The organism is Chryseobacterium rhizosphaerae, from assembly GCF_003385455.1.
Classification (GTDB): Bacteria; Bacteroidota; Bacteroidia; order Flavobacteriales; family Weeksellaceae; genus Chryseobacterium; species Chryseobacterium rhizosphaerae.
Map to the genome: position 1 here is coordinate 1 of NZ_QNUF01000008.1, position 26,134 is coordinate 26,134.

Annotated in this window: 20 protein-coding genes and 13 tRNA genes; 3 read left to right on the forward strand and 30 right to left on the reverse strand. The window is 36.8% G+C overall.

The genetic code is table 11. From position 1 onward, the window contains the following. The first annotated feature begins 215 nt into the window (after window positions 1-215). From DRF57_RS08760 to DRF57_RS08770, 3 genes are all read left to right on the forward strand, one after another. Window positions 216-662, forward strand: a complete 447-nt coding sequence (locus DRF57_RS08760) for a VOC family protein (RefSeq protein WP_115918043.1) — start codon at window positions 216-218, stop codon at window positions 660-662. Window positions 663-669: 7 nt separating this feature from the next. Next, a complete protein-coding gene (locus DRF57_RS08765) occupies window positions 670-1,479 on the forward strand; it encodes a helix-turn-helix domain-containing protein (RefSeq protein ID WP_115918045.1) in 810 nt (269 codons plus the stop codon). Window positions 1,480-1,561: 82 nt separating this feature from the next. Then, window positions 1,562-2,986 (forward strand): MFS transporter, encoded by a 1,425-nt coding sequence (locus DRF57_RS08770; protein ID WP_115918047.1) that lies wholly within the window; start codon window positions 1,562-1,564, stop codon window positions 2,984-2,986. A 76-nt stretch (window positions 2,987-3,062) separates the two neighbouring features. On the opposite strand, the gene DRF57_RS08775 is transcribed toward DRF57_RS08770, so the two are convergent. From DRF57_RS08775 to DRF57_RS08900, 30 genes are all read right to left on the reverse strand, one after another. Further along, window positions 3,063-4,412 carry an SWIM zinc finger family protein gene (locus DRF57_RS08775; RefSeq protein WP_115918049.1) on the reverse strand — a complete coding sequence of 450 codons (1,350 nt, stop codon included), beginning with the start codon at window positions 4,410-4,412 and terminating at the stop codon, window positions 3,063-3,065. Window positions 4,413-4,416: 4 nt separating this feature from the next. Further along, the gene (locus DRF57_RS08780) at window positions 4,417-7,116 is read right to left on the reverse strand and encodes a DUF6493 family protein (RefSeq protein ID WP_115918051.1); all 2,700 of its coding nucleotides are present in this window, start codon (window positions 7,114-7,116) and stop codon (window positions 4,417-4,419) included. Beyond that, a complete protein-coding gene (locus tag DRF57_RS08785; RefSeq protein ID WP_115918053.1) occupies window positions 7,097-9,628 on the reverse strand; it encodes a DUF6493 family protein in 2,532 nt (843 codons plus the stop codon). The genes DRF57_RS08780 and DRF57_RS08785 overlap by 20 nt, the downstream gene beginning before the upstream one ends. A 316-nt stretch (window positions 9,629-9,944) precedes the next feature. Beyond that, window positions 9,945-11,918, reverse strand: a complete 1,974-nt coding sequence (locus DRF57_RS08790) for an AAA family ATPase (protein WP_228450349.1) — start codon at window positions 11,916-11,918, stop codon at window positions 9,945-9,947. 119 nt (window positions 11,919-12,037) lie between these two features. Continuing rightward, window positions 12,038-12,202 carry a 3'-5' exonuclease family protein gene (locus DRF57_RS24185; RefSeq protein WP_307724821.1) on the reverse strand — a complete coding sequence of 55 codons (165 nt, stop codon included), beginning with the start codon at window positions 12,200-12,202 and terminating at the stop codon, window positions 12,038-12,040. Window positions 12,203-12,204: 2 nt separating this feature from the next. Further along, entirely contained in the window at window positions 12,205-12,588 is a 384-nt protein-coding gene (locus tag DRF57_RS08795) for a 3'-5' exonuclease (RefSeq protein WP_307724822.1), read from the reverse strand. A 157-nt stretch (window positions 12,589-12,745) separates the two neighbouring features. Next, the gene (locus DRF57_RS08800; protein WP_084086766.1) at window positions 12,746-13,309 is read right to left on the reverse strand and encodes a metallophosphoesterase; all 564 of its coding nucleotides are present in this window, start codon (window positions 13,307-13,309) and stop codon (window positions 12,746-12,748) included. Between the two features lie 242 nt (window positions 13,310-13,551). After that, the gene (locus tag DRF57_RS08805; protein WP_115918055.1) at window positions 13,552-14,565 is read right to left on the reverse strand and encodes an RNA ligase, Rnl2 family; all 1,014 of its coding nucleotides are present in this window, start codon (window positions 14,563-14,565) and stop codon (window positions 13,552-13,554) included. Window positions 14,566-14,570: 5 nt separating this feature from the next. Beyond that, complete coding sequence (locus DRF57_RS08810; protein WP_307724823.1) at window positions 14,571-14,942, reverse strand: cyclic-phosphate processing receiver domain-containing protein; 372 nt, start codon at window positions 14,940-14,942, stop codon at window positions 14,571-14,573. Between the two features lie 141 nt (window positions 14,943-15,083). Then, on the reverse strand, window positions 15,084-15,569 hold the full coding sequence (locus tag DRF57_RS08815; RefSeq protein WP_047489429.1) for a ribonuclease H-like YkuK family protein: 486 nt from the start codon (window positions 15,567-15,569) through the stop codon (window positions 15,084-15,086). 109 nt (window positions 15,570-15,678) lie between these two features. Beyond that, window positions 15,679-15,749, reverse strand: a tRNA-Trp gene (locus tag DRF57_RS08820). 8 nt (window positions 15,750-15,757) lie between these two features. Then, a tRNA-Gln gene (locus DRF57_RS08825) sits at window positions 15,758-15,830 on the reverse strand. A 73-nt stretch (window positions 15,831-15,903) separates the two neighbouring features. After that, window positions 15,904-15,976 (reverse strand) — tRNA-Phe (locus tag DRF57_RS08830). Window positions 15,977-16,039: 63 nt separating this feature from the next. Beyond that, window positions 16,040-16,115 (reverse strand) — tRNA-Leu (locus tag DRF57_RS08835). A 236-nt stretch (window positions 16,116-16,351) separates the two neighbouring features. After that, window positions 16,352-16,423, reverse strand: a tRNA-Glu gene (locus tag DRF57_RS08840). A gap of 81 nt (window positions 16,424-16,504) precedes the next feature. Next, a tRNA-Tyr gene (locus tag DRF57_RS23585) sits at window positions 16,505-16,588 on the reverse strand. Between the two features lie 142 nt (window positions 16,589-16,730). After that, window positions 16,731-16,812 (reverse strand) — tRNA-Cys (locus tag DRF57_RS23590). 259 nt (window positions 16,813-17,071) lie between these two features. Then, window positions 17,072-17,143: transfer RNA gene (locus tag DRF57_RS08845), tRNA-Asn, on the reverse strand. 5 nt (window positions 17,144-17,148) lie between these two features. Further along, a tRNA-Ile gene (locus tag DRF57_RS08850) sits at window positions 17,149-17,222 on the reverse strand. A gap of 90 nt (window positions 17,223-17,312) precedes the next feature. Beyond that, window positions 17,313-17,384, reverse strand: a tRNA-Pro gene (locus tag DRF57_RS23595). A gap of 68 nt (window positions 17,385-17,452) precedes the next feature. Then, window positions 17,453-17,526: transfer RNA gene (locus DRF57_RS08855), tRNA-Arg, on the reverse strand. 7 nt (window positions 17,527-17,533) lie between these two features. Further along, window positions 17,534-17,607, reverse strand: a tRNA-Ile gene (locus DRF57_RS08860). A 5-nt stretch (window positions 17,608-17,612) separates the two neighbouring features. Then, window positions 17,613-17,685 (reverse strand) — tRNA-His (locus tag DRF57_RS08865). A gap of 568 nt (window positions 17,686-18,253) precedes the next feature. After that, window positions 18,254-18,382, reverse strand: a complete 129-nt coding sequence (locus DRF57_RS08870) for a penicillin-binding protein (RefSeq protein WP_167449355.1) — start codon at window positions 18,380-18,382, stop codon at window positions 18,254-18,256. A gap of 156 nt (window positions 18,383-18,538) precedes the next feature. Next, window positions 18,539-19,561, reverse strand: a complete 1,023-nt coding sequence (locus DRF57_RS08875; RefSeq protein WP_228450351.1) for a soluble NSF attachment family protein — start codon at window positions 19,559-19,561, stop codon at window positions 18,539-18,541. Beyond that, window positions 19,551-21,245: an APC family permease gene (locus DRF57_RS08880; RefSeq protein ID WP_115918061.1), complete on the reverse strand. Its 1,695-nt coding sequence runs from the start codon at window positions 21,243-21,245 to the stop codon at window positions 19,551-19,553. Before DRF57_RS08880 ends, DRF57_RS08875 begins: the two co-directional genes overlap by 11 nt. Beyond that, the gene (locus DRF57_RS08885; protein WP_115918063.1) at window positions 21,235-23,613 is read right to left on the reverse strand and encodes a hypothetical protein; all 2,379 of its coding nucleotides are present in this window, start codon (window positions 23,611-23,613) and stop codon (window positions 21,235-21,237) included. The genes DRF57_RS08880 and DRF57_RS08885 overlap by 11 nt, the downstream gene beginning before the upstream one ends. Beyond that, window positions 23,604-24,347, reverse strand: a complete 744-nt coding sequence (locus tag DRF57_RS08890; protein WP_115918065.1) for a hypothetical protein — start codon at window positions 24,345-24,347, stop codon at window positions 23,604-23,606. The genes DRF57_RS08885 and DRF57_RS08890 overlap by 10 nt, the downstream gene beginning before the upstream one ends. Then, window positions 24,320-25,453, reverse strand: coding sequence for an AAA family ATPase (locus DRF57_RS08895; protein WP_047489439.1), 1,134 nt, complete (start codon window positions 25,451-25,453; stop codon window positions 24,320-24,322). Before DRF57_RS08895 ends, DRF57_RS08890 begins: the two co-directional genes overlap by 28 nt. Continuing rightward, on the reverse strand, window positions 25,453-26,100 hold the full coding sequence (locus DRF57_RS08900; RefSeq protein ID WP_228450353.1) for a hypothetical protein: 648 nt from the start codon (window positions 26,098-26,100) through the stop codon (window positions 25,453-25,455). The genes DRF57_RS08895 and DRF57_RS08900 overlap by 1 nt, the downstream gene beginning before the upstream one ends. Window positions 26,101-26,134 lie beyond the last annotated feature (34 nt).

A 26,134-nucleotide genomic window follows, 5' to 3' on the forward strand; every position in this document is an offset into this window, starting at 1 on the left:
ACATTATACATTATACATTATACATTATACATTATACATTATACATTTTACATTATACATTATACATTATACATTATACATTATACATTATACATTATACATTATACATTATACATTATAAAAACCGTCTATCATTCATTTCACGTTAAAAAATCACAGATACCAGCTTTTTAAGTATCGGTTGTCTAGCTTTGTGATGATTAAAAATTAGAACTATGATTACAGGATTATATGAAACACATGTTCAGGTAAGCGATTTGGAAAAAGCAGTAGCGTTTTATACAAAAGTATTAGGATTACAATTAGCACACAGAGATGAGACAAGGCCTATTGCCTTTTTGTGGATTGGAGAGGACAAGAAATCTATGTTGGGATTATGGGAGCAAAAAGAGAATCTTCAAACCAGACATTTTGCATTTACGAGCCATAAAGAAGATATCCTGAATTACTCTGTGAAATTTTTAGAAACTAAGAATTTACAACCTTATAATTTTTTAAAGAACGGCACCGTTCAGCCAATGGTTTTTGCATGGATGCCGGCTCTGGCCATTTATTTTAATGATCCGGATGGCAACCAACTTGAGTTTATTTCAATTCTGGAGGGTGAAGGAAAACCAGAGCTGGGAGTACTTACCTATGAAGAATGGATCAATCTTCAATAAATCCCATATGAATCCTGAAATCCTTTATACCCAGGATACCAACCGTTTTCTGGCAGCTATTCCGCAAAAAAACAATTATTATGTGGTTTTATTATGCTTGAAAGGAAACACACTGGTCAAAATCGGGCATCATAGTTTTGAGCTTGGCCCGAATATGATTTCTATTCTTTCACCCGGTAAAATTTTTTCTACCGAAAATCCTTCAGTTGATCTGGAAGTTATTCAATTACATTTTGATCAATCATTTCTCAATAAAACTTTTGTACGGGAAGGGATTGTAGATGAACTTTTAGAACTGAATACCGACTATCCTCCTGTTTATGCTCTGGATGATTCTTTCCCCCGTGTGCTGGAAAAATTCAGATCCATCAGGAATGAACTGACAGAGCAGTCAGCTTATCATCTGGATCTCGTGCGTCTGATCACATTAGAAATATTATATGAGTACAACAGGGCTTGCGAATTCTGTTTGCTAGGCTTCAAAAAAAATATGAATCGTAATTATCAGATCACTTATGAGTTCAAAAAACTGGTTGACAAAAATTTTACCCATTGGAAAACAGTGGCAGATTATTCTTCTTTTTTAGGGATCACGGCCAAACACCTCACAGAAGTCATCAAGATAGAAACCGGATATACGGCATTACAACTTATCCATGAAAGGCTGTTGCTGGAAAGTCAATATTTATTAAAGCATACAACTTGCTCTGTCAAGGAATGTGCCTATATTTTGGGATTCGAAAGTCCTTCCTATTTCACCCGTTTTTTTAAAAACAATACCGGAAGTAATCCTAATACATATCGTTGTCAACCGTAAAATGTGACAGATAAACCGCAGTTTAGATATTGCCTTTCTTTGGCTTAGTCCTGAAATTTGTACTCTTATATTATCACATCATATGAAGGGTACAAACAATCGATCAACAGCTATAGAAAATACCTCCTGGTATGCTTTATTTTCTAATGGAAACGGAATAAAAGCCGTCACCTTGGCATTGGGGGTTATGCTTCACGCTACCAATGTTTATCTTGCTACAACAGTGATGCCTTCCATTATAAAAGAAATTGGAGGATTAGAATATTACGCATGGAATACTACTCTATTTGTAGTAGCTTCCGTTATTGGCTCTGTTATTTCTGCTAACCGGATATCAAAGCTGGGGCCCAGAAAATCTTATCAGCTGGCCATTCTGGTTTTTTCAGTGGGAACCTTAGTCTGCTCCCTGGCTTCATCAATGCCTATTTTACTACTAGGTAGGTTTATACAGGGACTTGGTGGAGGATTGTTGTTTGCATTGTCATATGCCATGATCAGAATTGTATTCTCGGAAAATTTATGGCCCCGTGCTATGGCACTCATTTCAGGAATGTGGGGTATTGCAGCTTTTTCAGGGCCGTTTATAGGGGGGATTTTTGCGGAACAAAATGAATGGCGATGGGCGTTTGGGGTCCTTTTGATTATTTGCCTGGTTATACTGATCATCTCTTCCCTTATTCTTCCTAATACAAAAAGTGCAAAGGAGATTCCTTCCATTCCTTTTTTGAAACTTTTAATGCTTGTTCTTGCTTCTTTTTCTGTTTCGGCCGGAAGTATTTTTGAGAATAGTTCAGTCAATATTGCCGGAGTAGTTCTTGCCTTATTTTTCCTGTATATGGTAAAGATCAGAGAAAATAAAAATTCAGAAGTCCGTCTTCTTCCTTCCGGTTCTTATAGCCTCTCTTCCTCTTTAGGAAAAGTATATGCTGTTATGTTCCTTTTGACAATTGCAACCTCCATTGAAATTTTTGTCCCTTACTTTGCTCAGGTACTTAATGGATTCTCACCAATACAGTCTGGATACCTTACCGTACTTATCGCTATCGGCTGGACTCTCTCTTCTATATTATTTTCGGGGGTGAAGGCTGATTTTTCCAACAAGCTGATTCTCTCCGGATGCACCCTCATGCTTATAGGTCTAGCCGGGCTCACTATCATTTCATTTCCTATGGATATCACCTCAACATCTACAAAGCTTGTTTTAACCTGTATTTTCCTGTTTGCCATAGGCATGGGAATCGGAGCCGGCTGGCCCCATTTATTAACCAAAGTATTCTCTTTAGCTCCTAAGGGAGAAGAGGAACTGACTTCAACTTCAGTAACTACAGTACAGCTCATCGCCACAGCTTTTGGAGCTGCATTGGCAGGTCTCGTGTCAAATATTGGAGGCATCACAAATCCCGGAGGTTTTGAAGGTACCCAAAATGCATCCTTAGTATTATACGGAACATTTTCATTAGCCCCTCTCCTTGCGATGATAATTATAGTGTTTAGAAATAAAAAATAAATAGATATTGAATGTTACCGTTATCCTAACGGATTCCGGCAAGCCCAAAGGGCTTGCCGGAACTATATATTAAACCTTAATCGGTCTTATTCACAATCTTTTTCACTGCCAGAACATGTTTACAGGGGCCTCTCTCCCCCTGGTATTTACTGAACCATTCGCAGGTACAGCGTTCTTTTTTATCTTCAATAATTACCGTATGATGAACACCTGTTCCTTCTACTCTGGCTTCAGTTCTTTCTTGAGTATGATGTAAAATTTCAACCTTTCCTTCTTCAATTAGTTTTTCAGCATTCTTCAGACGGGGATTTAACCCTACAATACGACTCAGTTTAAACGGCAGTTTCCGGTAGAAAAATCCATTATCATCCAAATCATAGCCCAATATTCCCATTGCTGCCAGCCTACCTGTAAGATCAGCAACCTTTTTCAGGCTGACATTTTCTTCCAATGCCAGAACTGTTGTGTTAAAAGATTGATTGGCATAAGCATATTTATCCAATGCATCTATCCACTCATCAGCAACATCATTAATTAAATTGTCTAATACAGCACCTTCTCCGGAAAATCCACGCCAGCTTTCTCTTGATAAAGAAAAACTGAATTTTATATTCCCCATATAAAGCTGCCATGTAGTAGACTGCATATTGGGATGGGCAAAAACCTTCATATGATCTATATAAGGAAGAAGAGGTTCCAGCAGACGAAGCCTGTGAATACCTCCCACACAAACTGCATCCATAGATTTCACAGGAGAAAACATGGGTTTATTTCCTCTTACAATAAGGTAATAGTCTGATTTCACTACTCCTTTCGGCATTCCTCTGAACAGCTGCTGTGTCTGAATTTTATTGAATGTATGCAGCCTTTCTGATTTGGATAAGTAAACCTGAACGGTTCCCAATCCATTGATCCATTTTAAAGGCAGAGGAACTTTCCTCTCCACTACTTTTGTTTCTTCTTTATACAGGCCCACTTCTTTTTCGCCTACCGAAAGTACAATACTCTCGTTGGGACGAATGCTTCCTAAAGCATTAATCATAGGTTGGTTAAAATCTACATTTGTAGTACCACTTTCCAGAAATTCTCCATCCAATCCATCAGGCAGAACATCTATACGTGCATACACTCCTGCACAGTGCGAAAATCCTTCAAAACGTAACCTTTCATTCCCTGCAGTCACAATCGGATCTTTAAGCAAGGCCATTTGAAATGGAGAAAGATTAAAGCTCGACTTTACAATATTTGAAAGACTAATCAGGCATCGGGCCAGGATAAATGGCTGTCTCACATTGCCCCAGAAAAAACAGGGGACATCAGTATTCTTCTGAATCTCGCTATATTTTGCAAGAAACAGTTCTTCCAGCGCTCCCTTTTTTACCAAAGATGATGATCTGGAATAGTTGTAAATAAGCGTATCTTCCATAAATTTATTTTTTAAGAAGAAGATTGCAGATTTTTTTCAGGCTTGAGTTTTCTTTCCAGTCGTTTAATTTTTGTTGTACATCTCCATTAGCTTCCGACTGGTTTAAAGCTAAGACTTCGTGATAAACCTCCAGTAATTTTTTCAAATTAGTGACAGGTTCTTCCATTTGAAGTAATATATTTGATATTAATTCTTCCAGTGCATGATTATGATTTTTACTGACATTCAGCATATGATGCTGCATAAGATCAGTAAGCCTTTTAACAGGCGCCCATTCCAGTTTTTCATGCAAGCCGATCACTTTTCCTAACCGTGCATTGTTGATCATTTGATGGGAAACATGTTCCAACCATATTTCGGCAGCAATCCCCCTGATTGTTTTATCGCCATCCAGGAAAATAGTTCCCAAAAAGAGATATCCCATTTCATCCAAAGGCTTTTTAATCTGATAAAGGGCCTTGGCAGTATTCAGAACCAGATTTCTTTCATATACTTCTGCCAATCCCGAATAGAACAGACATATTTTAATCACTCTGGCAAGAATATTGGCCTGGGCATTGGGGAAACTCCACATAAAAGCAGGAATTTCAGAAAAATCCTTTTGCTCCGCAATAAAATACTCCATAAGCAGCTGATCCTTTCTCTTTTCAAAACGGTATTTTGGAATACTTATATTGAGCTCAACAGGGTAATATGAATTCTTATTACTGTCTATTGTCTTCCATTCATAAATTCCGGAAAAAAACTCCTGAGGGATATTTTCATAGCCAAAATCTTTAAACTCGTCAAAAGCAACGTCCTGAGATCTTGTGATTCCAGCGGTCACCCACCATGCAGGATGTTCAAATTTTCCTTTAGGGCTTTTATGTTTTCCAAACAGGAACAACAGGAGATCTTTATATTCTCCTTTCAGATTTTTCTCAGCCAGTGACACTGCTTCAGAAACATGGTCTAATGCACATCGTTGTAAAGCCAGCTGCACATCCAGCGGATTGGGCTCAATATTTTTATTTTGGTAGCTTTCAAATCTTTCTACCAACTTCACCGGAGAAATCCAGCAAGGAGCATGGGTTATGGTAGACAGCAATGGGGTCTTATCACCTGATTGGATTTTATGATAAGCATCCATGGCAATTTCCTTGAATACGTTCATAGCAAGACCTCCTACACCAACCCCTTCTATTGGGCCTATTTTTTTATAATAACTTGAATAGGATTCTCTTGACGCCTCATTTTCACGCGTCTTAGCATATATTTTCTCCAGGTTTTTCAGTTCTAATGGGAATTTCTTCAATAAGCTTAATCCATAATTAATAACCAGGTTGCAGAGGATCACATTAAAATAGGGAACCTCCCATTTCGCAATTGTTTTACAGGCTTTCAGAAATACAGGTTCTATTAATATTACAGATTCTGTATTCACTTCATCACCAAAACGGATGAGCCCGGCCAACGCAATATCATAATAATAGCTTTCCGGATTTTCTATTGCCAACGGAAGAAGGAACATTAAATCTTCAAAGCTTTTAGGTTCTTCAACCCTGTTTTCTTTGGTAATTAATGCTAATTTCTCAGTCGTAATATCCTCCAGCTCTTGTTGCTGTGTATCTTCAATATACTTTGCCAAAACAGGACGTATATTAGTCAGTATATTATCTGAATAATGAGAAAGGGCTTCTTTTATATTTTCAGAAACAGGAATATATTTTATAATAATCTTTGATGCTTTAGACTGTATTCCGTCATCCTTACTTACAAATGCCGTGCTTAAAGCTATTCCCAACATCTCCGGGTTAACTCTTCTTCTCTGGAAAATTTTTTCCGTGAGGATAAGGCTGGAGGCCACTACGGTTTTGACTTCAGAACTTAATAAATTAGGCAGATAATGGGAAAATTCATCTATTTTAAATTCAGGATTCTGAATTATTTTTTTCAAATGTATCAATATGGTATTGATTGCTTTGGATTGGGCAGACGTTAATCCTGCCAATAATTCATTCTGAAGCTCCACAAGCTCCTCATCTGTTGGTTTTAATGCAGTAAATACATCCATAAACCAACCGGTAACATTTTTATTAAAGTTTCTATTGGAAGCCAGCAGGCATTCTCTCAAAAATCTTTTTCTGTCAATTTTCTTTTCTGCAACCAGCTTTTGAATGATAGGAAACCATTCTTTATGGAATGGTAATGATTTAGAAGGATATTCACACAAATACCAGAAATGGGTTTTCAATGTTTCAGGATGTTTATCCAGGTTCTTCGGATAATTGCACAGATGATACCCCAACAGCTCAGGTTTAGGGTGTATATATCCTTTCTCAGCCCATTCCAAAACGTTCTGATAATTAAATGTTGTAGATTCTGCCTCTACAGATTCATTGATAAAGTCTGAAAACCAGTCCGGGCATCCCCACTCCAGTATTTTCTCAGTCTGCTCTATATTCCGGAAAAGACTCCAGTAGTTTTTTCCAAAATTTTTCTGATCCATACAGGCAAGTGATGCAATATCTACAATAGAATGCTGATCTACAGAACCGGCAGTATGGTAGGAGTTTTTAGTCATGACGATCTTATTGATCTCCCTGTCCATTTTTTTTATCGTCGGTACGAGTGCTTTTCTTTCGTCAACAGAAAGTTGTTTCAAAAAAGGTACGATCTCATGTATTTTTCCCTCATTAAGGATCTCATAAAGTCTTTCTTTCATGTGTTTTAATTTGATGAATAATTTTTTTCAGGTTATTTTCTCTTTCCCAATCCTGGAGCTTATCAGCAATAGCTTCGTATGCTTCGGATTGGTTCAGGTTTAGTAGTTCATAATAAAGCTCAAGGATTTTTTTCAGATTAAAAACAGGTTTTTCAATGGCTGTAAGGGTGGAGATCAGCAGTTTCTCAAAAAGCTGATTATGTCTGGAACTCAAATTGATACATCCAGCCAGTCCGTCTGTCAGTCTTTTAACCGGAGCCAATTCAAAATTGATATTTTCACCGATTAACATTCCTAGTTCCCGGGCATCAAAATCCTTTGAAAACGCCCTATTTATCAGTACTTCAAAAGCCATACCAGAGAATGTTCTATCTTTATTCAGCAAGCCGGCAGATAGAAATACATAATGTATAGGCTGAAAAGGTAAATTCAGCTTCATCCATGCATCAAGGAATTTTATATTTCCTTTAATATCATACTGATAAACAGCATTGGATAAAGTCTCATTATATTTTTTTGCGAAAACAGAGCCTGAAAAATAAGGAGCTGTATATAGAATACAAGTCAGGTCATCATGATAAACGCCATGATAAGAATTGAATAAATAATCTAAAAGAGTTGAATCTTCCGGAATTTCTTTCCGGTTTTCAATACTTACCAATAATTGAGGAATTTCCTCCGTATTATTCCATTTATAGACTTTTCTGCTGCTTAGTTTCCAATCAAAATCACCTTCAAGATAGGCATTCTCATACCTGTCTGTAAAGTAATCCGGGTTGAAAACAGGTTTCAGAAAATTAAAATATTCTGCATTTAGCAGTTCTTTTGCATATTGTTCAGCTTGTTTCAGGTTTTCTTTTTTCACCCGAAGGACAGCCATTTGAAGGTCGAAAGCTATAGGCTGCTCATGCTGATCCTGGTATATCTTTATTTTATCAATCAGTGTAAAAGCAGAAATCCAGCAGGGGGTATGATCCGGAACTGAAAGAAGCGGAAACTTCTTTCCTTCTTTTAAAGATTCGAAAATATCTAAAAAAAACTGTTGATAGGCCTTGAAAATTAAAGGAGTTCTTTTTTCACCCCAATTTTCCAATCGGGGAAATTCTAACCGGGCTTCCAGCAGAATATCAGAAGCTTTCTTTTGCTTCAGCAAGCCATAATTGATGAAAAATGTAGCTAATAAATGGTGTAGCCCCGATGTTCCTTTTAATTTATAGGCTGCTTTAAATGCGGGCTCAAGCTTATTAAAATGATCATCTTCAAGTTCGTGATTAAGCCTCATCAACGTTGCCAGAAACTGATCGATATGATAAGTTTCTTTGTTATTGAACACCCGGGAAGCCAAAAATATAAAATCTTCTATCGTTTCTACAGAAGCTATAGGCTGTGGTTCATACCACAAACCACTTACAAAATTCTGCCCTTCCTGATGTTCAGGTTTTTCTTCGTCAATCAGAAACTGACCTAATAATGTGTGGGTATCTGAAAGAAAATTCTCTTTATAATACTTGAGTTCTTCTTTTATAGTATGAGATTCCGGGTTACCATATTTAGCAATAATTTTGGCTCCTTTCGTCTGTATCGTTTTATCTTTATTTAAAAATACAGGCATCAAAAGAACACCTATCTTTTCTCTGAATTTTTCATTGCTTTTGGCAATCTTTTCCAATGCCAGCAATACTCCATTTAAAACATTCTTTGTAGAGAGTGTCAACAAAGGTTCTACAGCATCTAAAAATGCTTCTGTTTTAAAATCTTTTTCCGTAATAACAGGATTTAAAATCTTTAGTATTCCGGAGAACAATGACTGTTGTGTAGAATGAAAGACAAGAAACAGCTCTTCCTGTAATCTCAAAATTTCTTTATCTGTAGGCTCAAGATAGGCAAAAAGCTCCAGGTACCAGGCGTTATATTCTTTGGAAAAATTAAAGTGAATAGCCTGCAGAGCTGATTTTAGCACCCTGTTCCGGTCAATTTTATTTTGCTCAACAAGATTTTTTAACAGATCCTTCCAGTTTCTATCACCATAACGTTCCGTAACACTGCTTTCATATTCAAATAAAAGCCAGATATGTGACTCCAGGGTAACCGGATAGATAGATAATTCATCTTCTGAAAGTGATGATGTAAGCAGGGATGCACCTATTTCATCATTCACGGTAAGATAACCTTTCTGCTCCCATTCCAGCATTTTTAAATATCCAACTTCCCGTAAAAATGAATAGCTTTCCCCCAGCCATTCGGGAACATAAGATTCCAATAACTCATCAATAAGTGCTACCGGCATAGAATAATATCCCGGGCTTACTTTTTCATATTCATTTTTGGTTTTACAGCACGCCAAAGCCGCCAACACAGAAATACTATTGTGCCCCCATTCTTTATTTATAAATTTCTTTAAAAGAGCGGCAATTTCTTTTTTGTCTTTCGGTGTAAGCTTCTTCAGAAAAGGAACAATCTCCTTAATTTTATAGTCTAAATATATGGCTTTAAACCCCTCCTCAATAAGCATAAATTCATTCTTGGCGGCTAAAATAACAAAAAATGCCAGACACGCAGTAAATTATCCCATAAAAGTGATTTTTTTAACAAAATATTAAGTTAATAAAAGCCGTTGTACCACATATTTTACATATTAAACTAAAATCCCCTATTTAAGATATATGTTTACAAGGGGCTCAGGAATTCACTCCCCTCCTTAAATTAAACCTTAGGTTTGTTTGTTTCATTTCAACCTTATTCTACATTCTAAAAAATGGGTTAAAAAATGATCCTGTTTTTCAGCAGCACTGCGGAAAAGATATCGTTGATTACCTCGAGAAAATGGATTACATTTTAAAAGTTCTTTCCACTTCTGTTAAACCCATTTTTGCCAGATGCCTGTAGACTGTTGGCAGGCTGAGATTTCTTTTTTCGGCAATTTCAAAAGGAGGCATTCCCTCATCAAATAATTGGAATGTAATAAGATGCGTGGGCTTTTTTACAACAAGTATAGAAGTATCCATTTCATTGACTTCATCAAATAAAGCAACATCCAGCAAATAACATGCTTTCAGCCTGTCGATATAGTCTGCAAGGTCAGCAAGGAATATCTTAGTTTCTTCATTATAAGCTTTTAAACCTTTAGTACCTATCGTTTCTGAGTAAAAATCTTTTAAAGGCAGCAAAAAATCTTCAGCCACACTTTTATAAAAAAAGGTTACCGCGCCTTTACATTTATCTTCAATTTCGGACCATTGACTATTTCCTGCTGTAAAGCTTTTGGCCATTTGCTGAATGACCCTTTTAAATCTTTCAGATATTTTAAAAAGTTTTTCACTTTCTGCTTTACAATTCTTTGACAACACTTCCCATCTTTTCTGATCCGGAATGTCTGCTGATAATGCAGTATTTGTCCAGACCATTACTGCATCTTTTAACCATCCTGCATCTACGGTCATCTGAACTTTATGCAGCGTATGATCATATTTTTCCTGTTCAAGGAGCTCCTTCAGAATATCAGTAGCATCGGTAGCAGTCTGAAAATCTTCAATCCTGGGATCTTTATAGATTGCTTTCTGCGGAATTTCAGATTTCAGAACAATTCCATCCAGTGTACGACAACGGCTTAATGCTACATATACCTGACCACTGGCAAAAGATTTTCCGGCATCAATAATCACACGATCAAATGTCAGTCCCTGGCTTTTATGAATGGTAACAGCCCATGCCAGACGTACAGGATACTGTTCAAAACTACCCAGGACTTCTGTTTTGATATTCTTGTCAGCATCAAGGCTGTATTTTTTATGTTCCCAGACCTCCTGCGTCAGCGTTATTTCTTCTTTGGTTTCATGTAATATGGCTTTTACAGTCTCATCATCCAAATAAGAGATTTCTGCAAGTTTACCGTTATAGAATTTCTTAGCAGGTGATGAATCATTTCTTATGAACATAATCTGGGCTCCTTCTTTTAACTCCAGAGTTTCCTCATTCGGATATTGGGATTCTTTAAAATCACCAATCACCGTAGCCTTATACAAGTGGGAATCCTCAGTGAGCTCAGCCAGTTTTTTCTGGTTAATATGATCTGCAATACGATTGTGTGAACACAGGTGGATATAGGATTCATTGTCAGGTTCAAATTCCGGTTTGTACCGACTATTCAACTGATCAAGCTTTTGACTGCTAATATCTGCATGCCGGACTGCGTTAAGAATATCGAGAAATTCTTCGTCCTGCTGACGGTAAACTTTCATGAGCTCTACGGTCACCAAAGATACTTTCTGTAATGCTTTGGCAGAAAAGAAAAACGGTGTTTCATAGAATTTGGATAAAATTTGGGCCGCATCATCTCTTACTACCGGAGGCAGCTGGTATAAGTCCCCTATTAACAGAAGCTGCGTTCCTCCAAATGGTAACTGATTTCTTCTGACCCGTCTCAGAGAATGATCCATCATATCCAGAAGATCTGCTCTTAACATGGATACTTCATCAATAATAATCAGTTCGATCTCGCGGAAAAGATCCAGTTTGTCTTTTCTGTATTTGAAATGAGGAAAGAGCTCATTGATATTCATTGCCAGGTTAGGATCAATGTGTTCTGTGGTGGGCACAAACGTTCGTGACGGAATAGCAAACAGCGAATGAATTGTTACGCCACCGGCATTTATTGCAGCAATACCCGTTGGTGCCACAATGATATGCTTTTTACGCGTTTTTTTCACAAAATCGTTGAGGAAGGTCGTCTTCCCTGTTCCTGCTTTGCCTGTCAAAAATACGCTTCTGTTTGTATGTTCGAGTAATTCGACGAGTGCCTCCAATGAATAAAAAGTTTTAATCAAAGTTAAATCATAAAAAGCGATTCGCAATAGTAGCCATAAAAAAACTCCCTTTTTCAAGGGAGTCCATAGGATCATAGCGTTTAGCTGACGACTGCATTTTAATAGTTTTTCAGGCACCAGTGCAGAATCTTTGCAATATTCCTGGCATCATCAACTCCCCGGTGATGGGTTCCTTCCAATGTAAGTCCCAATTCACCTAGAGCCCTGTTCATCCCTACACTTTTTCTTATGGTAGGATGAATCTCTCCGAATAAGGTTTTCACATTCATATGGTCATCTCCATGGGATAATCCAGATAAAATCTCTGTGCCTGATCTTTAAGCATATTCAGGTCATAGTTTCCATAGCTGGCCCATGTCAATTCTTCAGAATCGTACTCTGCTCTCAGGATGTCAAATGCATCTTCCAGCATGATTCCTTCGTTATCCAGCATGTTCTGGGTAAGGGTTGTAAGTTCCGTACAAAAAGGACTTACTTTCGAGTATTGCGGCTTCACCAAAATACCTTCATTTTTGGAGATCTTTCCAGTCTTTGCATTCATAATACAAACCCCGATTTCGATGATCTCACTTTCCTGACCTCTGGGCGGGCGGTTGTCCCAGCACGTTGCTTCCAGGTCTACAATTAATATATTTTCTGTTGTTTTCACTTGTTTAATTTTTTTAAAATGTTTTAATTAGAGGGTTAAGAGCGAAGAGTCAAGAGCCAAGAGTCAAGATTCAAGATTCAAGAGGTTGGGAAATTTAAATACCTAACCTTACGTTTAGCTTTTGGGGCAAAAATTCTCCTGCTCTATAACTCACTCATTATTCTCTCGGTCCAAATGGAGGTGTCCATTTTTTCTTTTTCATTATTTCTTTAACTTCCTCATAGGAAACCGGATAGAAATCATGACAGTCTACCCCTACATCAAAGCTCAACGCCATTTCATCATCCGGTAATGTTCCGTGTGAGTGCCCGTATAATTGCCAGATTCCACGATGGGATCCGTTCCAGGTGCGCATGGCGTAATGAAAGAGAATAATTTTCTGTTTTCCATTACCGTTCTCGGGTTCATCAACCTTAAGCTCATGGTAATCCCTTATCGAAGCAAACCGTTTGGGGTAAGTCAATGCTGCCCCTTCATGATTTCCTTTTATTAAATGGATATTACCATTCAGCCTGTCTAAAATTTCTTTAGTAAAATCAGGTTTTCCTAAACTGATATCTCCCAAATGGTACACGGTATCCCCGGGTCCGATTTTCTCATTCCATCTTTTAATCAGTTCTTCATTCATATGTTCCAAAGACTCAAAAGGTCTTTCGGAAAATTTTATAATATTTTCGTGACCAAAATGATGGTCTGCGGTAAAAAATATATTAGGTTTCATTTTTTTTAATTGTTGTTTAACCACCAAAGGACTTCACAATAAATAGTCATCTGATCTTCTTTATTTGCTGTTGAGATTCCTACGGAATGACCAACTGGATGTATTATGAAAATCAAGTATTTTCAAAATAACATAGGTGTTCTTCTCAAACGATTCATCGTGACTAAAAAATAACTAAATGCTTACCTTCTTTTGTGGTTTAGGTTTTATACATAAAAAAGTTCCGGTAAAAAATACCGAAACTAAACTTTAACGGTCATCAATTCTTCTTTGATAAAATCAATGACTAATGCATTCAACTTTTTGTTGATTCTTTTCTGCTCTTCTTTTTCAATGGTTGTGAAGACTGCCGGAAAGTCTTTTTCAAAATCTTCCAAAATATCCTGAGCAAAAAGCCCGATAACTTTCCCTATGATTTTAGGTTCAAATTCACCAATCTTGCTCACTACATTATTCAGCCTGTTGACTGTTGCATACCTTTGTATTTCTTCCCAAATATTCTGAGCTGTTTCACTAAAATGGATTTGTTTTTGAACGGTTTTAGCCTGTTTTCTCACCATTTTAGATTTTTCAATCCATTTTTCATTCTTATTTTTTAGAATGACTCTTGCACCGTTTCCAAAATATTTCGTTTTCAAAGTCTTTACAATAGTTCCTTCACACATATTGTTCATTTCCGGTAACCCTAACCAGGTTGGAATTTTAGAATTGAAAACATTAGGGAACCTCAAAGCTTCTTCCAGGCTACCCTGAAACAAGGTCTTAGCATAGAAAAATCCCGTTTCCTCAAAAATTGAATTGATCATTTCTGTATCCAGATAAGTGACTCCGTTTAATTTGATATCGAAAGCATAAAATTCGTTGTAAGGGGCATACTCAATACCTTTTTGCACTTTTACAGCACCTTTTACCGGTTCTACATCTTTATGTTCGTAGCCACCACCGAACAATTCGCCATAGATCACTATAGTTTCAACATTCGGATCAATAGTTTTCACTTTCTGAAACACTTTAATTACATTTTTCCTGTAACGTTCCAAAATCTGATGGGCATTGAAAAATTTTTCATCTTTTTCAATAAAAGCAGTTCTCTTCGCGATCTTAATTTCCTTTCCGTCGGTAAAGAATGAGAAATTGGCACCGTGAACTTTTTCCTGTACGATGAAAACCTCATCTCCAAAACCCTGCATCCTGATCTGTTCGATCACGCGGGCCTGGTAAGCATTTTCTATAGAGTTATATGTTTTGAAAATCATTTTTTTTAGTTTTTAATAGTTTTAAAATTTTTTAAAAGGCTCATAATATTGTCCTTTCCTACAGGATTCATCGAGTGGCAGTAGAATTTGGGTAAGTCTAAAGAATTATCCATACAAAATTCTATCAGCCATTTGGCGCACTCATATCCTGTTTTTTCAACACCTTCCGGGGAATCTGTTTTCAGATAACTTACATCTGCAAGGTCGTGGTCAAAAGAGATCATTTCCGGAAGTCCTTTTTCCAAAATCCTATTGACAAACTGTTCGTAATTCCGAACGATATGCCAGTCTTTTCTGAGAGAAATTTCCTGTTTGGTATAATGATATGCTTCAACAGGAAACCTTATATCATCCAGAAATAATAATCTTTTTGTCATTTCTATAATTTAATCTTTATAACTTGCATTTCTTACTGCTCCCAATTTGCATTAGACTGAACTAAGAAAAACATGGTTATTAATTTTTAAAGATTCTTTTATTTACTTTTTACCATATGAATAAATGATCACAATATCTCCTTATACCATCATATCAGCACAGTTGGAACTTGCGAAAGCAAAAGGCTTTGCTTTGAACACATATCCCATTCCCAGAATATATCCCATCGCGTCTTTTAATGCTACATTGGATTTAAAATCAGGATCGGTATTAATATCCGCGTGTACCTCCATTTCTACTCCATAGGTATCCAATACAGAACAAATTGTGTAGGCAATTTCCACAGATTTGTTGACTTCATTCAGCATTCTCTCTTTGATACTGATACTCTGTATTTCTCTTTCTTTTCTAATAAAGGTAAACGCTCCTTTTCCTTCACGAATAAATACTACTGCCGTAGCATAATTGATGGCTTCCCCATATACATGAGAATCTGATCCCACACATACTTTCAGACGATGTCCGTTTGCCAATTCGCGAATGATGGCTTCTTCTACCAGCTGTGTGATAGAGTGTTGGAAAATCTTTCCGTTCATATTCTGCCATGTTTGTTGTTGCGTTTCCATTTTTTCTACATATGTTTATTGATAATTAATAAATGATTACTGATTGATGAATGGCCAACAGTGAATTTAAAAAACTGACCGCAATGCGGATTGACTATTCATTTTTTTGCACTCCGAACTGGACTCGAACCAATACTGTCAGTTTTGGAGACTGAAATGCTACCATTACAATATCGGAGTGGATGATGTTAATTCATTAGGATTCGAACCTAAACTACAAGAATCAAAATCTTGTGTGCTCAACCATTACACTATGAATCAGGCTATGAGTAATAAGCAATGCCAGAACTAATCATGTAGTAATGATTGCTTATTACTTATCATTCATGTTTTGTGGAACAGACAGGAATTGAACCTGTACCTTTAGTTTTTCAGACTAACGTGCACACCTTGTACACCACTCTTCCGGCTTTTTATAGGTAATGAGTCATCGATAATTTCACATTGCTCATTCCTTATCATTTATGTTTTGGTACGGAAAAAGGGACTCGAACCCTTAAAACCCTGATCCTAAATCAGGTGTGTCTGCCATTCCACCATTCCCGCAGTTTTTTATTAGTAATGATTTGTTTTTCTATGATTATTCATTACTTATTTAGGTTTGAGAAAGCTCTGTCTATTTAAAAACTATGCCTGTTAGTATTTGTAAAGATCAACTGCGCTTGACAAACCTTTCTCTTTTCCTAATTTCCATGTGCATGATGACTGGCCAAATGTATTTTCAAACTTGAATTTTCATGGTATTATTGTCATTCAATATTGACCAGTTCATGTACATTCTGTACTCTATAAGGGGATCGAACCCTTATTTTCTGCTCGAAAGGCAGGCGTCCTCACCATTAGACGAATAGAGCAATAAAACCAACTGATCAGGAATCGAACCTAAACAACAAGAGTATATTTCCTGCATGCTGCCATTACATTATCAGCGGTTGTGGAAGTAGTAGGATTCGAACCTACTCAGCAATGAAGCAACAGATTTACAGTCTGCCCCGACTCTCCAACTTCGGCGTACTTCCATTTTCATGAGTAACTAGCAATGAGTCCCGTTTTCCAAGGGAGGAAATAAAGCTTGTCTTTATTTTTTTGTTTGATATAAGAACTTCTACGCTCGACAAACTTTTATATTTTCTCCTGAACTAATCTCATTTTAGTTATTTGAGATGGCTATGGGATTCAAACCCACTCAGCATATGCAACGGTTTTGCAGACCGCCCCGACTCTTCCACTTCGGCGAACCATCAGATGATAAATGATGAATGGTAATGGATTGATTTTTACCACTATCATCTCGTTTAGATATTTAAAAACAAGAGCCTGTCATTATTTTTTATTTGATATAAGAACTTCTACGCTCGACAAACTCTTCTTTTTTTATCAATGTCAATCAGTTTGTGGGAGAAGGAAAAAGCTTGTCTATAATTTTCGTGTTTGGCGTAAAGATCTTCTGCTCTCGACAAACTTTTACTTTTCTCCTGAAACAATTAACATTTTATTATCTGCGATTCTGGAAAGACTCGAACTTTCAACTTCCGGTTTAACAAACCGGTGCTCTACCATTGAGCTACAAAATCTTTTGTAATTCCGGAAGGACTCGAACCTTCAACCTTCGGTGTATCAGACCGACACTCTAACCACTTGAGCTACGAAATCATTTTACTATGTGAACAGTCAGTGTTCTTTATGGTTGTATTTTAATTCACTTATATAACAACATTTACCATTGACTTATTCACTTTTTTGTCTGGAAAGCAAGATTCGAACTTGCGACCTCCCGCGTCCAAGACGGGTAAACAACCACCGTTATCTTTCCAGTTTTACAGATTCACTTCAAAATTCTTTTCCGAGAGACAGTCGGAGCTGAAATTTTCCGTGAATCTTTGTGATTCCGAAAGGAGTCGAACCTCTAACCCTGGGTTTAGAAAACCCATGCTCTATCCAGTTGAGCTACGGAACCGTTTTTGTAATCTCAGAAGGACTTGAACCTTCAACCTTCGGTGTATCAGACCGATACTCTAACCACTTGAGCTATGAGATCATTTTGGGTGTCTTCGGGGATCGAACCCTGTTCTCCGGTTCCACAGACCGGCGCTTTACCAAATAAGCTAAAGAAACCATAAAAAAAGCACCTCTTTTCGGGAGGTGCTTTATATATTCTAACGTAAGAAATCATTCACTGACCCACGTATATAAGCACCTTTTATCCACAATTCCACGATCAATAATACACAGAGGAGATACCGGCTCTTGTCCGAATACTCTTGAATACAGATTGAATATGTTATGTAATTGTTTCATTTTATTTTTTGTTTGTTTTTAAATTATTTTTTGAAATTCTGAAAACCTGTTGCTTTCAATTTTCGGTTGCAAAGTAAATATGATTTTTTGAAACCCGCAAATAAATATTCAAATCAACTCATTGAAAATCAGTGAATTATGTTATGTTTTAAGAATAAGGAATACCTGTCCGCAATATATTGCGGATATCTTAATTACCTAAATGACTGTCTCTCACCGGGTTGCTTATCACTCTATTTTATCGTATTAAAGTTTCATTGTTAGTTATTAAATTTTCATGTTTATGGTTATTTTTTTTCATTCTAAATAATTTCTGACCTAAAAAACAAAAAACGCCTCGAAAAATCGAGGCGTTTTTGCAGTATTTTGATTAAATTTTTACGGGTTTACAGTAAATAATTTCCAAAGTCAGCACATTTTGCCTCATTCCATATTGTCCATTCATATCCGAATAACCCCTTTGTAGATGGGCGTCCGCATAGTTCTGCATTGATATGTGCTCTTTGTATTGTCATAATTTTCTGGGGCAAAGATAAATCTTTTTTGTAATTATTTTATAATTTTCACAGGATGGGGTAATAAAACAGTTGTTTTGAGCGCTCATTTTTTTGCTACAACTGACTTTAAAATTCATACTATTTTCTAATGGATTTTAAATGCAACGTTTACTTTCAATGTCTGAACATCTTATTTCTTCCGGTCTTAAATCTGGAGATATCTTTCAGGATCACCTCATCATCGGGATTGAAATATTTCAGTTCGTTTACAATTTCCGAACGTGTTCCTACTTTTTCGGCAATGATTTGATAAGCAATGTTTCTGGTTGTTGTTTGTAATTTCGGATCTTTTCTGAACTCATGTTTCATCGCATCCAGGTAGGTCATCTTTTTATAATCCGGGGTCTTTTCATATAAATTCCTAATTTCCGTTTCCAGCTTCTGAACATCATGGATATTGGCAAAATAGTTATTCAGGCAGTTGAAAGGATCTTTATCCTCTTCCCATCCTTTCAACAATACTTTTTGTGCCTCTTCTCTATTTTCCATCTTTTTACGATAGACCAGAGAAGCCTTTACCATCTGATTATTGGCTGTATAGTCATCAGCAACCATTTGGTAATAAGTATGGGCGTTTTCAAGGTCATTGATTTTTTTATAAAGATCACCTACCTTCTCCTTCTGCTCCATCTCTTTGTAAAGATCAATAGACTTTTTGTATTGTTTTGCTTTTTCATAGCAGATGGCAGCATCAGATTTATTGTTTAATTTCTTAAGATATACCGCAGCAGCTTCATTGTAAAATGCCCCATCTTCCAGTGTTTTTGCTCCTCTGTAATTGTCCTGAAGTAAATTCATGTAGACTCTTGCTGCTTTTTTATACTCTTTTTCTGCAATATATTTCTCAGCGAGTTCTTCATATTTACTTCTTATTCTGTCAAACAATGAGCTTTCCAGATAAAAGCTTCCTCCACCTGCGCCTCTTTTTCCTGAGTTTTGTGCATTCCGTTCTTTATCTTTTAAAGCAGCAATTACAATAAGGATAATAAATGCCACTACTAAGAAAATCACCAAAGTACCTACCACGCTCCAGAAACTTTCATGAAACAGCTGGGCTACGATTCCGATCACCTTAAACATCACTAAAAGGACAAAGGCAGCCATGAATTTGTCTATAAATTTCTGTTTATTCATCATCTTCAGTGTTTAAAATGGTTTTATCTTCCCTGAACAGACGGTAAAGAAGTAATATAACACAAATGATAAGGGCCCATACAAACCAGTTATAACCAAACATTTTCACTAACGGATAAAACAGGTATACCAACATGGTGATAAGTATTGCAATTAAAAGAAATTTTATCCAGCCCGGTACATTATCACCTCCGAGATGTAAGGCTTTTTTCTTAAAAATAAAGAGATAGATTCCCACCGCACCAATCATAAAAATAATCAGATAAAGAATATCCGAAACCGGAGCCTTTTCTTCCGGCTTACTCCCTCCTGCTTCCACTCCTTTTACCTTAGATTTTCCAACAGGTGCTGAAGAAGCATCTATGAGATCTATGGTACCATAAAGTCGTCCTAAAGAATCTGCCATCAGGACCTGTTTCTTCTTTACCAGGTATTTTACCACATCTCCATTGACAGGTTCTCCTCTGCTATATTGTTTCAGGGAATCTGAAAGCCTCCGTTTCAGTTTTTCTGTTCTCTCTTCAATATGCTTTTTAATCTTCTTGGTGTACACTATTTTGAGAGAATCCCTGCTCTGTTTTTCTTTGGTAACAAGCTTGTCTATATCAGGGCTGATTTCATTAAGGCTTCTTCCTCCTGCTTTTCTGTACTGTTCTCTTTCCTTCTCTTTGGCCGCTATCATTGTACTCGCCACGCGTACTTCCTTAGATAAGGCTGTCCTTTTTTCCTGATATATGGAATCAATTTTCTGATCTATTTCCGAGATTCCGGATTGAAAGGCCACCATATCTGAAGGGGCTTTGACTGCATCGGTAACAATACTTCCTGAAGAAATGCCAGTCTCTTCCTGTTCTTTCTTATTTTTATCGGATGGCAATGCAAATCTTAAAATAACAGCAATCACCAATACTGCCCAAAAAATCCGTCTTGAGTTTCTCACCCTTTTAGTTTCAGGTTTTCCATCAGAGCTTCCAAATAAACCTTCAAACCAGGTAAATTTTTCAAAACCATCTCCTCTGGAAGTCCCCATAATATCCAAAGGAACTCCTAGCTCGATAGCTCTTTCAGGATATTTTTCAATATATTTTAAATACTTTTCAATTTCTTTTTTATTTCCGGCCATTACCTTTTTGAGATCAAAAGGCAGGTTTTTCATCCATTCTTCTTCAGTTTGTTTTGGCTGTAATGCTTCCAGGATTTTTTCATCATCCATTTCTACAGTATAGCTCTCAATGTTCTGAGGAATATGAACACCATTTAATGGCTTTCTGATTATTTCCTTTATTTTGTCAGGTTCCTGAATTAAAGTAATCCAATCGATTTCTTCCGATAGTTTGACCAACCCAAACTCTGGATGCATAATGATAAGCCGGGAATCCAGATGTTCCCAGTCTTCCGGATTAATCTTAGGATAAAAGGTCGTATTTTCAGGTATAAAAAACCTGTCATTTACCGACTGAAAGTAAGCATTTCGCCCAATCTCATGTGGAATTTGATCGTTAAAAATAAGAAAACACCCATACAGTATATTGGGAATATCTGATGGGATAGCAAAAGATTGAACGTGATTTAGGTTGATCTCAAGTACCTCCATTTCCTGAAGCCATACTACAGGTGAAGAGCCTTTAATTAAAAGCCCTTTTTTAGGATATCTGTTTTTCGGAAAAGGTTTAATTCTAAGCTCCATAATCCAAGATCTGTTCTATAAATGCTTTTAAAAACCGGGAACACATTTCTTCCATAGTTTTCACTTTCAACAAGGCATGTTCGGGAAGATAATATTCTGAACCTCCAAATTCTGTATACGTAGCCAACGATAAAAATCCGTATGCTGTGGAGGGAACAAAAAACTCTTCAATTCTTTTATTACTGCTTATAAAAGTCAGTATTCCCCGGGAATCTGTAATAATTTCGCTTCCATCGGGAAAGGTAAATTTATTTTTATTCTGCTCTGCAAAAATTTTAATTTCAGATTTGTTTTTGCTAAGATTTAGTGAATTTTCGTAGAGACTGCTAAGCTCATTATCTGAAATCACGAGATTATGATTTTCATTAATTCCTATTTTATTAAAACTATTGATAATTTTTAATCCGCTTCTATCGAGTTTGGCTACTTCCGCCTCAACTTTCACTTTGTTTCTTTCTATTTCTTTTTCCTTGCCGGAAATAGCTTCCAGCGAAACATTTCCATCAATATTTATTTTGTAATGAACTGGATTGGCAGAATGGTACAGATAAAAACTTTTACCAAAATACAGCAGTTCATAGGAATCTCCAATATTCATTCCGGTGAGATTCTGCTCAGAATATTCTTTTGTATTGATGTTAAGCTTGGAAATTAATTTTTTATCGGCCTGATATTGACACAGGATAAAATGCTGCTGTTTATTTTTTGCCAATGCAAACTGTCCTCTTGGTTTTACAGAGATCTTTTCAAATAAAACCTCACAGCCATGGAATGTTTTATAATAGTCATAAGAATGTCTGTCATAATAGTTATCTGACAGATAGGTTTTCAGCAAATGCTTTTTGGAACTTAAAACAAAAAATTCCCCTTCATATAAAAACTGAGCTATCTTGCTGACAGGCATTGGAAATAAAATAGGATAATTTTGAGGAAGATCTGTTTTTTTTCCGTTGATATTTTCAGCCACATGCTTTCTTCGTGGCGGATTAGCCCATAATTCCTGTAGAGGGAGTTTTATTTTCTGAATATGTTTTCTTGCTCCTTTATCATGTTTATAAAAATTGATCTCTCCGTCTGATGTAGTTGTTACCAGAAATTTGAGTTTTTCTCTGTTTTCATGGATTACTCTCTGAACCTTTTCATCTTTTATATTTTCCTGATGGGTAATAAAAAAAACTTCAATATCTTTTTCAGAATACTGTCCGCTAAAAAAACTTTCCAGTGTCTCTGAAACCTCAAGAACGGGGCTCACTTTATTAAGGTTTTCAATAACTTCTTCTACCTTGTTGAGCGACATCGGAACACTATCTTGTCCCAAGGCAAAAACCCTGCATTCTGAGTGGGCTTTGGGATGTTTAATAATTGCCAAAGCTGAAGCAAAAGCCAACACTTTTGGGGTTCCCCAATTTCTAAGGGAGGTGTCGATCAGGATTACCCGCTCAAAAATATTTTCTTCAGGGGGAATTTCTCTTTGTATATAAAGAGCTTCATTATTGGCCACACGGCTCATAAATATTTCATCTTCATTGGCAAATTCTGAAAGAAGCATTCTGTGAAAGTCGCCTTTATTAGTCATATCAGAAATTCCTCCAATGGGTTGCTCTCCCGGAGAAAGGTGACGCATCGGAATTTTCAGTCCGCTCCAGATCCTTTTGATAAGGCTTCCTACCTGAAATGTTTTGGGCTCTTCCACCAATTCCTTAATAAAGTCTTTATCTGTATCTGAGGTTGTTTCTTCCTGTACCAGTTCATCATCCAGTTCAGGTTCCTCCACAAGTCCTTTCATTGCATCAATGATAGACTGAACGGTAGGAAATTTCTCATTGAGATCCAATGCTTTTAAATCTCTATTCAAAACAGATGGTCCGGCATATTTTTTTTCTGCACTTGAAGCCAGTTCGTGAGGTCTTTTATAATAGGCATTCAGATTAAGTTCTGCATTCACAGAAGAGATCCTGTGATGTACATCTTTAAAGAGAATCTGCAAAAGTATAATTCTATTTTGTCCCTGTTTATAAGTTTTGGGGAGTGATTTTATTTTTTCAAGAAATTCAATTTCTCTTTCTGCATTAAACTCAAAATTCCCCATACTGTAGAAGTCAGCTGTACGTTTTAAGGGAGTTTCAAAATCGGTATATCCTTCCTGCATGGCATATAAAACCATAAGCAATGCTCCAAACGGAGGCCATCCCTGCAGCTGCAGCTCTTTCAGGATTTCCATTACATAGGGTCTGTAAGCAATGGCTCCCACTCCCGGGACAGAGAGCAGGTTATGATCATGATACCCGGAATCTCCGGGAACATCTTCATCGGTTTTCCATTCCCAGAAATAATTTTCATAGGACTGGAAGTATACCTTTAATTCCATTCTTTTGATTTTTCAGTAAGACGGAATGAGCTGACAGACAACTGACGGAAATCAGTATCCTTTAAGGAAAGATAATTTCCATTTTCATCCCATAAAAGCCACCCGTCTGATTCTTTATTATATTTCTGCTGTAAAAATGTACTCATATTTTTAAACTCAAAATCCAAACCTGAAGGCAGAAGATGCTTATCTTTTGTCCAATATGTTTTTCCCGGAAGGCTTAATAACGGTGTTCCTAAGAACAGTGCTTTATCTCCTATGATTGTCCAGTTTATTCGTTCAAGTTTAAATTTTGCTGTTCCGGCTATGCTTTCACTAATGTCTGATATTCGGCTTAATAAAGCAATTACCGGCTGTTCTTCATTATTTTCTTTTAAGCGGATCTGAATTTTTTCACTAATTCCGAAATAATTTTGATTAGAAGCCGGAAATGTAAGGCGCAATGCCTTATCTATCGGCGTCCAAAGTAAAGCAGAGCGCATCTTTTTACTTGGAACCAACGCATCTTTCCGGAATAAAAGACCATCATGCAGCTCATACAGTAAAAAATCTGGAAACTGATAAATTTTCGAAGCTATAACCTGTTCATCGGTAAAACCTTTGAGCCAAATCGTTTCATCGTCCACTGCAATCAGTACATTTTTCCAGTCTCTGATTGACCCCAGAAAATCTTCATCCCTTCTGGGAAGTTCTGCCCAAAATTCTTTTATACACTTTGAAGGATCTTCTGCCATAAGCTTTCAATTTCTTGCCGGATATATTCTTTCTGTTCGGGATTTCTGATCCAGTCACAACGGGTCTGGAGGTATCTCAGTTTATCTTTAATTACATTCTGTTCTTCAAAACTCAGTGTTCCGCCATTCCATTTATCGGTAAGGATCTTCACATCCTTCATTACTTCTTCCGGATTGGGCGTTTTGTTGTGCATCGCCTGTGGATGAGAATTGGGGTGGTCATCTTTTTCAATGGTCCTGTTGATGATTCCTTCCAGGATCTCAATCTGCTCTTCTGTATCCCAAATATGTTTCAGAACCCAGAGATCGGAGAGAATGGCCTCATTTCTTCCACAGATCAGGGCACTTGCAGCAATCAGGTTTTGAAGCTTCACGGCTCTACGGTCTGAAATGGCAATTCCGGTATTTCGTAGATTTATAATAGTATTCAGATAAACTTCATAAATGGGTCTAAGATCAATTGTTTTACACAAATTCTGAAGCTCTCTGATCTCATGTACCTGAATTTCGGGAGTTTCAGTTTCTTCTTCATTTTCAAGTTTTCTTCCGGCTAAAAGAACCTGATGTAATAATTCGGGATTTACATAATCTACGTTGATTCTCACCAGAAAACGGTCAAATAATGCATTTAATGCTTCATCTTCGGGAAGAACATTACTTGCACCTACAAACATCAGTGCCGGTAAATGTTTAGTTTCTTTCCCTCTTTTGAATATTTTTTCATTAAGGGCCATCAACAGTGAGTTCAGGATAGCGGAATTGGCATTGAAGATCTCATCCAGGAATACCATGGACGCTTCAGGCATCATTCCTTCTGTATTGGTAAGAAGCTCTCCTTCTTTTAATTTTCTGATATCAAAAGGTCCGAAGATTTCATTGGGTTCTGTAAAACGGGTCAATAAATATTCAAAGTTTTTCCCATCTTTTACCGTTTTGGACAATGTTCTGACAATGGCTGATTTTGCAGTTCCCGGAGGACCATATAAAAAAGCATTTTCTCTCGCCAAAAGACAGATTCCCAGTAGATCTACTACATCATTTTTACCTACAAAAGTATCTTTTACGTAGGTAAGGACTGTATTAAGTTTATTGATATTCTGAGTCATTAGTTTTCTTCAGTTATTATTTTTAGTTCTCTCCAGAATGCGTCTTTATGCATTCCCAATTCTGCAATAAGCATTTTATTGATCGTTGGAATTTCCGCCAGTTTATAATCTCTTTTTTCAAGAATTCTTTCGAGATACAATTTCCGGTATGTACTGTCTTTTAATTCTTCTTCCCAGTTTACACCCTTCAAATCAAGATCATATCCTATTCCCGAATAATGAAATTCTCTCAGAATATCTTCAAGCATCCCAATCAAAACATCTTCCGGATCCAGTGTATTCAATGCTACAATGATCTGTGGCAGGAATCTCAAAGACAAATCCGCAGATAGTACAGAAGAGATATCTTTTTTTTCTTTAAACCTGAAAATAAGGCGATCTATATTTTTTGCTGTATTTTCTCTGATCAGATAAAGCTGAGCACTGTGATACAGTATTTTTCCTGCCCACACTGCTGCTGCTCTGTCACATGGCATTCTTCCAGATAAAAATTCAAGCCTTTCCTTTTCAAATTCTGTCTCAAAATAATCCCCGGCCTCTGCTTCTTCTTTGGGAGAAATCTCCTGGAAGTTTGAGAAAAGGGTAATGCATTCAGTTTTCCTGAGCAAAAAGATCGTATCTAAGAATGGTGACCTGGTTTCCATCATCTAACAAAAATAGAATTATTTCGTTGAGAATAAA

What these genes read in the sequence shown, in the direction of transcription:
- DRF57_RS08760 (WP_115918043.1), top strand. Translation starts at nt 216, where the DNA reads ATGATTACAGGATTATATGAAACACATGTTCAGGTAAGCGATTTGGAA.
- DRF57_RS08765 (WP_115918045.1), top strand. Translation starts at nt 670, where the DNA reads ATGAATCCTGAAATCCTTTATACCCAGGATACCAACCGTTTTCTGGCA.
- DRF57_RS08770 (WP_115918047.1), top strand. Translation starts at nt 1,562, where the DNA reads ATGAAGGGTACAAACAATCGATCAACAGCTATAGAAAATACCTCCTGG.
- DRF57_RS08775 (WP_115918049.1), bottom strand. Translation starts at nt 4,412, where the DNA reads ATGGAAGATACGCTTATTTACAACTATTCCAGATCATCATCTTTGGTA.
- DRF57_RS08780 (WP_115918051.1), bottom strand. Translation starts at nt 7,116, where the DNA reads ATGAAAGAAAGACTTTATGAGATCCTTAATGAGGGAAAAATACATGAG.
- DRF57_RS08785 (WP_115918053.1), bottom strand. Translation starts at nt 9,628, where the DNA reads ATGCTTATTGAGGAGGGGTTTAAAGCCATATATTTAGACTATAAAATT.
- DRF57_RS08800 (WP_084086766.1), bottom strand. Translation starts at nt 13,309, where the DNA reads ATGAAACCTAATATATTTTTTACCGCAGACCATCATTTTGGTCACGAA.
- DRF57_RS08805 (WP_115918055.1), bottom strand. Translation starts at nt 14,565, where the DNA reads ATGATTTTCAAAACATATAACTCTATAGAAAATGCTTACCAGGCCCGC.
- DRF57_RS08810 (WP_307724823.1), bottom strand. Translation starts at nt 14,942, where the DNA reads ATGACAAAAAGATTATTATTTCTGGATGATATAAGGTTTCCTGTTGAA.
- DRF57_RS08815 (WP_047489429.1), bottom strand. Translation starts at nt 15,569, where the DNA reads ATGGAAACGCAACAACAAACATGGCAGAATATGAACGGAAAGATTTTC.
- DRF57_RS08870 (WP_167449355.1), bottom strand. Translation starts at nt 18,382, where the DNA reads ATGACAATACAAAGAGCACATATCAATGCAGAACTATGCGGACGCCCA.
- DRF57_RS08875 (WP_228450351.1), bottom strand. Translation starts at nt 19,561, where the DNA reads ATGATGAATAAACAGAAATTTATAGACAAATTCATGGCTGCCTTTGTC.
- DRF57_RS08880 (WP_115918061.1), bottom strand. Translation starts at nt 21,245, where the DNA reads ATGGAGCTTAGAATTAAACCTTTTCCGAAAAACAGATATCCTAAAAAA.
- DRF57_RS08885 (WP_115918063.1), bottom strand. Translation starts at nt 23,613, where the DNA reads ATGGAATTAAAGGTATACTTCCAGTCCTATGAAAATTATTTCTGGGAA.
- DRF57_RS08890 (WP_115918065.1), bottom strand. Translation starts at nt 24,347, where the DNA reads ATGGCAGAAGATCCTTCAAAGTGTATAAAAGAATTTTGGGCAGAACTT.
- DRF57_RS08895 (WP_047489439.1), bottom strand. Translation starts at nt 25,453, where the DNA reads ATGACTCAGAATATCAATAAACTTAATACAGTCCTTACCTACGTAAAA.
- DRF57_RS08900 (WP_228450353.1), bottom strand. Translation starts at nt 26,100, where the DNA reads ATGATGGAAACCAGGTCACCATTCTTAGATACGATCTTTTTGCTCAGG.